The sequence below is a fragment of the Longimicrobium sp. genome, assembly GCF_048594345.1.
In the GTDB taxonomy this organism is placed as follows: Bacteria; Gemmatimonadota; Gemmatimonadetes; order Longimicrobiales; family Longimicrobiaceae; genus Longimicrobium.
Genome location: NZ_JBMDXM010000170.1, coordinates 25,311 through 37,336 on the forward strand (window position 1 = coordinate 25,311; position 12,026 = coordinate 37,336).

8 protein-coding genes are annotated in these 12,026 nt (G+C 70.6%); 5 read left to right on the forward strand and 3 right to left on the reverse strand.

Annotation, left to right across the window (positions count from 1 at the left end):
* Nucleotides 1-418: 418 nt before the first annotated feature.
* Nucleotides 419-2,884, forward strand: a complete 2,466-nt coding sequence (locus tag ACOJUJ_RS18680) for a TonB-dependent receptor (RefSeq protein WP_420128409.1) — start codon at nt 419-421, stop codon at nt 2,882-2,884.
* Between the two features lie 190 nt (nt 2,885-3,074).
* Entirely contained in the window at nt 3,075-4,010 is a 936-nt protein-coding gene (locus tag ACOJUJ_RS18685; RefSeq protein ID WP_420128410.1) for a hypothetical protein, read from the forward strand.
* A 226-nt stretch (nt 4,011-4,236) separates the two neighbouring features.
* Here the strand turns inward: ACOJUJ_RS18685 and ACOJUJ_RS18690 are convergent, their stop codons facing one another.
* A complete protein-coding gene (locus ACOJUJ_RS18690; protein ID WP_420128411.1) occupies nt 4,237-4,980 on the reverse strand; it encodes an SIMPL domain-containing protein in 744 nt (247 codons plus the stop codon).
* A gap of 609 nt (nt 4,981-5,589) precedes the next feature.
* On the opposite strand from ACOJUJ_RS18690, the gene ACOJUJ_RS18695 reads away from it, so the two are divergent.
* Nucleotides 5,590-6,237 carry a 7-carboxy-7-deazaguanine synthase QueE gene (locus tag ACOJUJ_RS18695; protein ID WP_420128412.1) on the forward strand — a complete coding sequence of 216 codons (648 nt, stop codon included), beginning with the start codon at nt 5,590-5,592 and terminating at the stop codon, nt 6,235-6,237.
* Between the two features lie 26 nt (nt 6,238-6,263).
* A complete protein-coding gene (locus ACOJUJ_RS18700) occupies nt 6,264-7,205 on the forward strand; it encodes a histone deacetylase (RefSeq protein WP_420128413.1) in 942 nt (313 codons plus the stop codon).
* 132 nt (nt 7,206-7,337) lie between these two features.
* Here the strand turns inward: ACOJUJ_RS18700 and ACOJUJ_RS18705 are convergent, their stop codons facing one another.
* Together ACOJUJ_RS18705 and ACOJUJ_RS18710 are read right to left on the reverse strand one after the other, a co-directional pair.
* Nucleotides 7,338-8,129: an SDR family NAD(P)-dependent oxidoreductase gene (locus tag ACOJUJ_RS18705; protein ID WP_420128414.1), complete on the reverse strand. Its 792-nt coding sequence runs from the start codon at nt 8,127-8,129 to the stop codon at nt 7,338-7,340.
* 146 nt (nt 8,130-8,275) lie between these two features.
* Nucleotides 8,276-10,465: a putative bifunctional diguanylate cyclase/phosphodiesterase gene (locus tag ACOJUJ_RS18710; protein WP_420128417.1), complete on the reverse strand. Its 2,190-nt coding sequence runs from the start codon at nt 10,463-10,465 to the stop codon at nt 8,276-8,278.
* Between the two features lie 395 nt (nt 10,466-10,860).
* Between ACOJUJ_RS18710 and ACOJUJ_RS18715 the strand changes: the two genes are divergently transcribed.
* Nucleotides 10,861-12,026, forward strand: a 1,166-nt coding sequence (locus ACOJUJ_RS18715) for an AfsR/SARP family transcriptional regulator (protein ID WP_420128415.1), incomplete at its 3' end; no start/stop codon positions are given.

Genomic DNA, 12,026 nt, shown 5'->3' on the forward strand with positions numbered 1-12,026 from the left:
CCCTCTCCGTGAGGAACGAACGGGGAGGGGCACCCCGGCGGATGCAGTCCGATGCTGTTCGTCGAGCCTAATTCTGTCGGTCACCCCAACCTCCCCCAGGGTTTTTGGGGAGAGGTGGGCCGGTGGTGCCGACCCGGAGGGGACGCGTCGACGCAGATCGATGCTGGCCGTGGATCACGGAAGTTCTCCCCTCTCCGTGAGGAACGAACGGGGAGGGGCCGGGGGCGGGGCACCCCCGGCGGATGCAGTCCGATGCCGTTCGAAGCACCGGGGGTGGGCTCCTCCGCCCCTATGTTGTGCGGATCTTTCGTACCGGGAGCAGGTATCCGGCCTTGCCGCGGTCGGGCGGCCGGTCTCTTGCCCTGCATCCGCCGCACCGCGGACTGACGCCGATCTGAAACGAAGGATTCCACCTCCTTTGCGTACTCTTGCATTTCGTCTGATTTCCACGCGCCGCCTGGCCCGGCTCGCGCTGGCGTGCGCCGCCCTCGCCTGCGCGCTCGTCCCCGGACGCGCGCATGCGCAGGAAACCGCGACCGTCACCGGCCGTGTGCTCAACCCGGCCGGCGAGCCCTTGGAGGGCGCCGCCGTTACCGCCACGCCCACCGCCGGCGGCCGCGCGCGCCGCGCCACCTCTGGCGCGGACGGCGCCTACCGCGTGACGGGGCTGGCGCCCGGCGCGTGGACGCTGCGCGCGACCCGCCTGGGCTTTGCCGCCGCCGTGGAGCAGGTGGCCGTGCGCGCGGGCGAGCAGCGCGTGGAGCTGCGCCTTTCCGACCAGGCGCTGGTGCTGGACGCCGTGGAAGTGCTCAGCCGCCGCGACAGCGAGCGGGAACGCACCCGCTTCGAGACGGAGGCCGGCGTCACCACGCGCGTCATCACCGGCGACGAGATCAAGATGCTGCCGGGGCTGGGCGAGGCCGACGTGCTGCGCGCCGTGGAAGTGCTCCCCGGCGTCGTCAGCACCTCCGACTTTTCCAGCGCCTTCAACGTGCGCGGTGGATCGTCGGACCAGAACCTCATCCTGCTGGACGGCTTTACCATCTTCAACCCGTTCCACCTGGGCGGCCTGTTCAGCGTCTTCAACTCCGACGTGATCGCGCGGGCTGAGCTGCTGTCCGGCGGCTTTGGCGCGGAGTACGGCGGCCGCGTGTCGTCCGTGTTGACGGTGGAGAGCGACGCGGGCGAGGAGCGCTTTGGAGCGGACGTGGGCGTGTCGGTGCTGGCCAGCCGCATCGCGCTGCACTCCGCGCTCCCCGACCCCATCGTCAACGGGCTGGGGGGCGAGCGGGGGAGCTGGTACCTCTCCGGCCGCCGCTCGTACTTCGATGCGCTGCTGCGGCCGGTGACGGACTTTCCGTATCACCTCACCGACCTGCAGGCGGGGGCGACGATGGAGACGGCCGGCGGCGGGCGGCTGCAGCTGACGGGCTACATCGGCGAAGACGTGCTGGATCTCTCGAATTTCGACCCGCCGGGCGAGGATGACGAGGGAAGCATCCTCAAGGTTCGGTGGAACTGGGGGAACGACGTGGCCGGCGTGCGCTGGACGCAGCCGCTGGGCTCGCGCTGGGTCAGCGAGACGCGGCTGGGCTTTTCGCGCTACGCCGAGACGCTGACCTTTCCTGACTTCGACGATACGCGCTTTGCCTCCAGCGTCACCGAGGCGGCGCTGCGGCAGGACTTTACGCGCCAGGTGAGCAGCGCCCTTACCGCCCAGGCCGGCGGCGAGGTGGTGCGGATGGACTACGAAAACCGCGCCGACGCCGGCGGAACGACGTTCTTCGCCAACGGGCGCGACGGGATCTTTGGCGCCGCGTACGGGCAGGTGAGCTGGAAGCCGACGCCCGCGTGGATCGTGGAGCCCGGGCTGCGGATGGACGTGTCTCGCGGCGGCGCCGGCGCCTGCGCGTCCGGCGACGCGGTGCCGGATGATGCCGACGGGCCGGCGGAGCGCACCTGTGTGCTGCTGTCGCCGCGGCTGGCCGTCAAGCGCTTTCTGGGTCTGCGGCGCGACGCGGCGGTCAAGCTGGCCGTCGGCCGCTACGTGCAGTTTCTGCACTCCATCCGCGACGAGGCGCTCCCCGTCAGCAACGACCGCTGGGTGCTCGCCGATCGCAACGTGCCCCCCGTCGTGAGCGACCAGGTGCAGCTGGGGCTGGAGAAGTACTGGGGCGACGCGTGGTACGCATCCGCCGAGGCCTACTACCGCACCTACGACGGCGTCACGGATTTCAACCTGGCCGACGACCCTAACCTGACCAGCGACGACCTGCTGCAGGGCGAGGGCGATTCGTACGGGGTGGACCTGCTGGTGCGCCGCAACACAGGCAGGCTGACGGGATGGACCACCATCAGCCTGCTGCGCGCGGAACGCACCTTTCCCGATCCGCTGGCGCGGGGGATCGACGGCGTGCCGCCGACGGTGACGTTCTCGCCCATCTTCGACCGGCGGGTGGACGTCGATCTGGTGCTTCAGTACAGGCTGCCAGGTGCGCTGGAGACGGGACTGCGGTGGAACTACGGCACCGGCACGCCGTTCACGCGCCCCGTGGCGCAGGTCGTGGGCTTCGAAACCGACGTGGCGGACGGTGGCTACCGCCTTCCGCGCCCCGAGGCCGACGATCCCGACGTGCCCTACTACGTGGTCCCCGGTGACCGCAACCGCGAGCGCTACCCCGCGTACCACCGCCTGGACCTGACCGTGCGCCGCCCGTACGTGCGCCGCTGGGGCACGCTCACGCCGTACCTGCAGGTGCTGAACGTCTACAACCAGCGCAACGTGCTGTTCTACTTCTTCAACTACGACAAAAGCCCGCCCACCCGCAGCGGCATCAGCATGTTCCCCGTGCTGCCGTCCATCGGCGTGGAAGCGAGCTTCTGATTACGAGCGAAATCTGCCAAAGGTCTTGAAAGAGCGATATGGGAGTTCGTCTGGTCGCAGAGGCTGAGTTCGAGCCCATCGTTTCGACAGGCTGACGCGTGGCGGTAGTCCAGCGCTGGGCAGAGTGGAGTGCGCGTGTAGAAGCGCGGCTCGCAAGCATCACAGGAACCGGACAAGGGCAGGGATGCGGTTGAGGAAGATGATCACGGCGGCCGCGGTGCTGGCACTCTCCGCCTGCACCATCGCGGACGTGACGGTGGCGCCGGGGGACGACCGGCTGGTGGTGGAAGGAGTGCTGCGGACGGACGCGCGATCGCAGTTCATCCTGCTGCACCGCGGCGTGCAGGGCGGCGTGGCCGGGGGCGTGCCGGGGGCCGATGTGGTGGTGACGCGCGGGGACGGACTGCGCATCCGCCTTGAAGAAACCCTGCTTTCGTGCTACTCCCTCGACCCTGGCTACCTGGATTCCGACACGCCGATCCAGATCCAGGGCACCTGCTACGCCTCGCCCAACGCGGCCGGGCGCTGGGTTGTCCCGGGCGCCACGTACGACCTAAGCGTCCGCACCGAACGTGGTGAAGAGGCGCGCGGGCGCACCGTGGTGCCGGACGAGTTTACGCTGAACGGCGTGCCCGAGTCGCGCTTCAACGACCAGCCGCCAGTGGCGTGCTCGCTGGAGCCGCAAACGCCGCTGCCGCTTACGTGGACGCAGTCGCGGGGCGCGTGGGGCTACATCGCGCCGCTTCAGATCAGCGGGCTGCGCTTGGTGCTGCCCGACAGCTTCAACGCGCCCGACCCGCTGGAGCTGATCGGCGTCTCCGTGTCGGCGGCGGACACGTCGCTGGTGCTGCCCGGCGAGTTTGGCGTGTTCGACCGCTTCAGCCTGAACCAGAATCTGCTGCGGCTGCTGCAGACGGGGCTGCCGGTGGGCACCACGGCGCGCGTGGTGGTGGCCGCCGCGGACCGCAACTACATCAACGGCGTGCGCGGCGGCGCGTTCAACCCGTCGGGCCCGGTGCGCGTGTCCAGCATCGTGGGCGACGGGGTGGGTGTGTTCGGCTCGCTGGTGCCGCTGCATGCGTCCGTCGTCGTCGGCTCGCCCTTCGAGCGCCCGCCCTGCGGCTGAAGACGCAAAAGCCTCACGTGGAGCCGCGGAGCCGCGGAGCCGCGGAGGACGCGGAGAACAGGGAGGTAAAAGAAACAGAGGCACGGAGGATCGGATTGAATCCCCCGCGCCTCTGTTTCTATCCCCTGCAGTTCTCCGCGCCTCCGCGCCTCCGCGCCTCCGCGCCTCCGCGACTCCGCGACTCCGCGACTCCGCGACTCCGCGACTCCGCGTGAGCCGCCGTTCCCTAGTTGGAGTTCGCGAACGAGTAGACAATCACCACGGTGGCGCGGACGGTCTGCTCACCGGGGTTGATGGGCGTGGGCGCGGACTGCGCGGCCATGTCGGCCATCCCTTCGCGCGCCATCATCATCACCGGCCCGCCGTAGCCTACCTCCACGGTGGACGCCTCGCGCACCATGCCCAGCTGCAGCCCCATCGCGCCCGCAAGCGCCTCGGCGTCGGCGCGGGCGCGGCGGGTGGCCTCGGCAATGGCCTGCGCGCGGAAGCGCTGCGGTTCGCGCAGCGAAAAGCGTACTCCGTGCACACGGTTGGCGCCGGCTCCCAGCGCCGCGTCGATCAGGCCGCCCACGCGGGTGATGTCGTGCGTGGTGGCGCTGACGGTGTTCATCACCCGGTAGCCGCGGATGCGCGGCTCGCCGCCCTGCTCCATGGGGCGCGGGTCGTAGTCGGGAAACACGTTGTAGTCGCGCGTCTCGATGCGCTCGCGGGGCACGCCGGCGCGCACCAGCGCCGCGATCACGCGGTCCATGGCCTGCGCGTTGGCCGCCGCGGCTTCCTGCGCGTTGCTGGCCGCGGTTTCCACCGCAAAGTCGGCCGTGGCCTGGTCGGGCGCGGCGCGCACCTCGCCCGTGCCCGACACGCGCAGCGAAGGCGGCGGCGCCGGGTGCGGCATCGGCGTCTGGGCGGCGGCCTCGGCCGCGAATGCAAGCACCGCGGCACCCGCGGCGATCGTCGTGCTGATCTTCATCTGAACTCCCCGTCGTGGTGTGACCTGCGTCCGCCCCGGTGGCGGCTCGCGTCTGCATACCCGCCGCCCCGCGCGCAGGTTGCGCGCCGGGGGAAAAGAGGAGGGCCCGGAGCGGGGAGGCTCCGGGCCCTTTCGGGGGGTGGACCAGCGTCGGACGGCGTGGAGGGCGGATGCTGCGGTCGAGAGGAAGGAGGGGTGGTGCGGATGCTCTGAAAGTGATCGGGCCACCGTGCGCTGACCCCCCAAGGTCAGGTGCCCAGGCATCGGGCGCTTGCGGCATCCCCAAGGGCAAGGCAGGGGCCATGGGGCCACTCGACCGAACGTTGTTGATATGCAATGACTTAGAAGATTTCAATCTCTGGCACGGCGGGTCTGGATGGGGAGATGATGACACGGTGTGAGACGTCCATGTCCCACCCCCAATTCAGATGTATACAGTATGCGACTGGACTTTTGATTTTTATGAGTCGAATTTTCGCTTTTCATCCCCCGATGTGGGTTCTGCAGGCGGGGCCGCCGACCGTCACGGGGTGCCGCACGGGGGCGGGGAGTGGTAACTTTGCGTACGGACGGCGGATGCGTCCGATCATCAGACCACGAGGATGTTGGATGGCGGCCAGGAAGTACGGGATCCGGGAGGTTTTCGCGACGCTGCAGGGCGAGGGCGCGCAGGCGGGCACGCCCGCGGTGTTCCTGCGCTTCGCGGGGTGCAACCTGGGCTACGACGTGTGCCCCTGGTGCGATACCGACTGGGTCAAAGCCGTGTACACGCTGGATCTGGACGACACGCTGGACCTGGTGCGGCGCACGGCGGAAGCGGGGTTCGGGGCCCAAAAACCGGGGCTGCTGTTGGTGGCGACGGGGGGCGAGCCCAGCCTGCAGTTTGACCGCCCGCTGTCTGACGCGCTGCGGGCGCGGGGCTACCGCATCACCATGGAAAGCAACGGCTCGCGCCCCGTGGACCGCTCGCTGGTGGACTGGCTCACGATCTCTCCCAAACAGGCGGAGTTCGCGCAGAAAGAAGGGGACGAGCTGAAGCTTCTCTTCACCGGATCGTCCGCCCCGGGGATCACGCCGGACGTCCGTTCCGTGCGCAGGATCGCCGAAGGCACGCGGTTCGGGCAGTATTTTCTGCAGCCGGTGGACGTTCCCATCCTCGGCGGGCCAAACTACGGGGAAACCATCGCGGCGGTGATGGAGCTGGGGCCGCCCTGGCGGATGTCGGTGCAGACGCACAAGGTAGCCGGGATTCCGTGACCCGCGCCGTGCTTCGGGGCTGAGCGGTGCGCGCGTTCTATAGCGACCGCTACGTCCTGCCGCTGCCGGTGGGACACCGTTTCCCGATGATAAAGTACGCCCGGCTGCGCGAGCGCTGCCTGGCGGAGGGCGTGCTGCGTCCGGAGGAGCTGGCGGAGCCCCCCAACGCCGCGTGGGATGAGCTGGCGCTGGTGCACGAGCCCGCGTACCTGGCCGCCGCCCGTGACGGCACGCTGACCGCGCTGGAGCAGCGGCGCATCGGCTTTCCGTGGAGCCTGGAGATGATCGAGCGCTCCCGCCGCTCCAGCGGCGCAACCCTCGCCGCCGCGCGCACGGCGCTGGACGAGGGGGCGGCGCGCGGGTGGGGGATCGCGGTGAACCTGGCGGGCGGCACGCACCACGCCTGCGCCGACCACGGCGAGGGCTTCTGCGTCTTCAACGACGCCGCCGTCGCCATCCGCGTGCTGCAGCGCGAGGGGCGCATCCGCCGCGCCGTCGTCCTGGATTGCGACGTGCACCAGGGCAACGGCACCGCCGCCGCCTTTCGCGCCGATCCCTCCGTCTTCACCTTTTCCATCCACGGCGAAAAGAACTTTCCATTCCGCAAAGAGCGCAGCTCGCTGGACGTAGAGCTTCCCGACGGCGCCGGTGATGACGTCTTCCTGGCCGCCCTGGAGCTGCACGTCCCGCAGATCCTGGACGACTTTCGTCCCGAGCTGGCCGTGTACCTGGCCGGCGCGGACCCGTGGCGCGAAGACCGCTTCGGACGTCTGGGGATGAGCAAGGAGGGGTTGCTGGAGCGCGACCGCCTGGTGCTGGGCGCCTGCCGCGACGCCGGCGTCCCCGTCGCCGTGGCGATGGCCGGCGGCTACGCCCGCGACACCGAAGACACCGTCGACATCCACGTCCGCACCATCGCCCTCTGCCGTGCGATGTGGGCGGAGGTTTCTGCGTCCCACTCGCCCTGATCCAAATCTCCAAAAGATGGTGGGGTTCAGAGGAACAGAGAAAGCCAGAGGAACAGAGGAAGACGGGGTGTCCTCTGTTCCTCTCTTTTCTTCTTTGTTCCTCTGTACCCCAACCTCTTTTTGCGAATCCGCTTAACGCGCGGCGTTGACGCGGCGGGCGATGCGTGCGGCTACGGCCGGCGGCAGCATCCGCCCGAACACCGTCGACACGCGGTTCGCGAAGCCGGGGGCCACGTGCGTTTTTCCCGCGTCCAGCGCCGCCAGCGCCGTATCCACCACCTCTTCCGCGCGCAGCACGCCCATCTGTCCCTCGCGCACGCGCGTTCCCGCGACGGCCTGGAACCCCGTGGGCGTGGGGCCGGGGGAGACGCAGAGGATGCGCACGCCGGAGCCGCGGTTTTCCTCCACCAGCGCCTGGGTGAGGGAGAGCACGAACGCCTTGGTGGCCGCGTACACCGCCTTCATGGGCACCGGCTGAAAGGCCGCCACGGAGCCGATGTTGACCACGGCGCCGGACCCGCGCGGCCGCATCTCGCCCAGCGCCAGGTGGGCCAGCTCCAGCAGCGCCGTGCAGTTGAGCGCCACCATCTCCGCCTGCCGGTCCGCCGCCAGCTCGTCGAAGCGGCCGTGCAGCCCAAAGCCGGCGTTGTTGATCAGCAGGTCGATCGTCCGGTCCCGCCCCGCCTCCGCCCACGCGCGGGCAGGCTCACCGGGCCGCGCAAGATCCGCCGCAACCACCGCGGCGCGCACGCCGTGCTCCGCCTCGATCTCCCGCGCCAGCGCCGCCAGCCGCTCCCCTGACCGCGCGCACAGCACTACGTTCATCCCCCGCGCCGCCAGCGCCCGCGCGAACGTCTCGCCCAGCCCCATCGACGCCCCCGTCACCAGCGCCCACCGCCCGCTGTACGCCCACCGTCCGCTCATCATCCACCTGCCGTTCGGGACCTGATCGTCATCCGTCCCAGGGAAGATGCCACGGTCAAGACGCGGAGGAAACGAGAAGAGGACGTGGATGATGGATTCATCCGCGTCCTCCGCGGGAAACCGCGCCCGTCCGTCCGACTGAATGCCTACCAGCTGGGATCGGTCGCGAACAGCGTTTCGATCTCCGCCGCGGCCACGGGGCGGCAGAAGAAGTAGCCCTGCCCGTACTCGCAGCGCAGCGTCCGCAGCTCGTCCAGCAGCTCCGCCGTCTCGATCCCCTCGCTCACCACCACCACGCCCAGCGCCTGCGCCATCGCCACGATGGTGCGTACGATCTGCAGGCTGCCCGCGTCGGCGCCGCTCACGAACGAGCGGTCGATCTTGAGCGCGTCCAGCGGCAGCCGGTGCAGGTAGCTGAGCGACGAGTAGCCGGTGCCAAAGTCGTCCACGTGCAGCTGCACCCCCAGCGCCTTGATGCGGCCCAGCGTGTCGATCACCCGCGACGAGTGCTGCAGAATCACGCTTTCCGTGATCTCCAGCTCCAGCGTTCCCGGACGGATCTGCGTCTTGACCAGGATCGCCTTGACCCGCTGCACCAGGTCCGGCTGCGAGAACTGGCGGGCGGACAGGTTCACCGCCATCCTCAGCGCCTCTCCTCCCGGCCGCTCCTGCCACCCCCGCAGCGTGCGGCACGCCTCCTCCAGCACCCAAAGGCCGATGGGAAGGATGAGCCCCGTCTCCTCGGCCATGGGAATGAAGTCGTCGGGCATGATGAGCCCGTGCTCCGGGTGCTGCCAGCGGGCCAGCGCCTCGAACCCCGCGATGCGCCCCGTCCGCAGGTGCACGATGGGCTGATAATGGACGCGCAGCTCGCCGCGCTCCAGCGCCCGCCGCAGGTCCGTCTCCAGCTGCAGCCGCGCCATGGCCTCGGCGTGCATGGCCGGGTCGAACACGTGGTACTGCCCGTGCGCCGCCGACCGCGCGCGGACCATGGCGATCGCCGCGTCGCGCAGCACCTCCTCGGCCTGCGTGTAGCCGGGCCCGCTCAGCACGATCCCCACGCTGGCGCCGCTGAACACCTCGCGCCCCGCCGCGCGCAGCGGCTGCGCCAGCATCTGGTGCACGCACGTGGCCACCCGCGTGGCGTCGCCCACCCCCGACACCCCGTCCAGCAGGACGGCGAACTGGTCGCCGCCCAGGTGCGCCACCATGGCGTCCGGCGGCGCGCACTCCCGCAGCCGCGACGCCGCGCCCACCAGCAGCTCGTCGCCGGCCGCGCGTCCCAGGCTGTCGTGCACCAGCTGAATGCGGTCCAGCTCGATGGCCAGCACCGCGAACCGGTGCCGCCCGCGGCGGGCGGCGTCGAGCGCCAGGTCCAGCCGGTGGTTCAGCAGCCCGCGGTTGGGAAGCCCGGTGACCGGGTCGTAGAAGGCGTTGCGCAGCAGCTCGCGCTCCAGCCGCTTGCGGTGCGTAAGGTCCTCGCAGCAGGTCACCAGCGCCACCGGCCGCCCGGCCGCGTCGCGCACCACGTCCGAGCGCAGCAGCACGGGAAAGACGGATCCGTCCTTGCGCACGTTGGTCGTTTCGCGGCTCCAGCTGGCCACGTCGTTCATCCGCCCCGCGTCCAGCGGCCGGGCGTGCTCCGCCGGGGCGAACACCCGCGCGTGCGCGCCCACCAGCTCCTCGGGCGAGTAGCCGTGCATCCGCGCGTCGGCGGGGTTGCTGTACAGGATGCGGCCGCGAGTGTCGGTGATGGTGACGCCCATCTGCATGGTTTCCACCGCCTTGCGCAGCATCCGCAGGCTCACGCTGCCGCTGGCGCTGCGCGCCGCCTGGGCCAGCGCCCGCTGCATGGCCGGGGTGCCGTCCTCCTGCGATACCAGCAGCGCGGCAAAGCGGGCCAGCGACGCCAGCAGGTCCACCTCCTCCGCCGTCCACTCGCGGGGCCGCGCGTCGGCCACGCACAGTGCGCCCGCCATGCGTCCGTCCGCGCCGCGAAACGGGATTCCCGCGTACCCCACCTCGCCCAGCCACACCGCCGGGTTGCGGCGCACCGCCGGGTGCTCGCGGGCGTCGTGCAGCACCAGCGGCTCGCCGCTGCTCACCGCCACGCCGCACAGCGAGCGGTCCAGCGGCGCCTCGCGCCGCAGGCGCCACGCGTCGCCGGACTCGCCCGCGCTGAACGGCCGGTCGGTGCCTACCAGGGAGATGACGGAAACGGGGGCGTGCAGCAGGCGCGCGGCAAACGACGCCAGGCGCTCGTAGCCGGCCCGGGGCGTGTCGTTGTCGGCCAGCAGGGTGCCGAGGTCGGCGCCGTGCGGCGCATGCAGCAGCATCACGAGAGTGCCTGGGAACCTGGGGGGACCCGGAATCTCACGGCATGCGCGTCAGGTACCGCACGCGTGGGCCGATGGGGGTGGCGTCGGATTGGAGGAGAGTGACGATGGAGTATAACGCGCCGTCACAACCGGCGGAATGGGAGAGGTAAACAAACTGGCCACCACGGCCCATCCGGACCTTGCACCGACCCTTTGTGCACTATTCCTCGCGAAATTCGTTGTTCTTTCGATGATCGGAACGGCTCCCGCGGAACGTTGCACCTAATGAATTGGCCCACCTCGCACGATCGATGCAAGTGCAAGGGTGTGTCCGGGCCTCATCCGGGACAACAATGCGCCGGCGAAATTCCGCAGTTCTTGGATCGTTCCCCCACTCGTCATGGATCATCATCATGAGCAATCCGGCCCCTTCAGATCCTCCGGACGTGCACCTGGTCACGCTGGGAACCCCGGCGCTGGTGCAGCACGGCGCGCCGATCCAGTTGCGCAAAAAGGATTTGGCCCTGCTCGTCTACCTTCGCCTGGAGGGAAAGCACGGCCATTCGCGCGGCGCGCTTGCGGGGCTGCTGTGGGCCAACAGCCGCGAAGAGAACGCCCGCCACTCGCTTACGCAGGCGATCGGACGGCTGCGCGCGCGGCTGGGGACCGGGGTGGTGCAGGTGGGACACGACAGGGTCGGATGCAGCGCCACACTGGAGTGCGACGCCGCCACGCTGCAGGCCGCCGCTGCATCCGACGCGGTCGACGAGAACATCCTTTCCCTCTGCGTGGGCGACTTTCTGTCCGGCTTTCAGGCCGGCCCCGGGGCGGAGGCGTTCGAGAGCTGGGCGGATGGACGACGGGCGCACCTGCGCACGGTCGCGGTGGCGGTACTGGAGCGCTTGGGGGCGGAAGCGGAGACGCGGGACGACTGGGACCAGGCGCTGGCCGCCGGGCAGCGCGCCGTAGAAGTGGATCCCGCGTCGGAGCCGGGGCATCGCCGGGTGATGCGCGCCTGGAACGCGCTGGGCCACCGCGTGCGCGCGCTGCAGCACTACGAGCGCCTGGCGGAGTGGCTGGCCGCCGAGTTCGAGACGGACCCGGAGCCGGAGACGGCAGAGCTGGCGGAGCAGCTGCGCAGCCGCGCGCCGCGCCCTCCACGCCCGGCCCCGGAGCCCGTCGCCGCGCGTCCGTTCTCCCCCGCCCCGCGCGAGACGGCCGCCTTTCCGCCCGCGGCCCCGGTCTCTCCCCCACCGCTCTCCTCCGTCGAACCTCCGGCGGAGACGGTCGAGCCGGCCGCGGCGGCGGTGGATGCAGCAGAGGCCGCGAACGTGGCGGATGTGACGGATTCGTCCGCGGACCCGCCGTTCCGCGCCCCGGCCGTGCATTGGGCGTGGGGCGGCGTGGCGGGGCTGGCGGTGCTGCTGGCGGTGCTCTGGACGACGGGAACGCTGGTGGGCGGCGGCTGGCGTCCCGAGGGAGATGGGACCAGCGGCCCGCCGGAGCCGCAGCCCCCGCTGGCCGCGCGGGGAACGCCGGTGGTGCGGCTGGAGGACTGGCTGCGCACGGACGGCCGCTG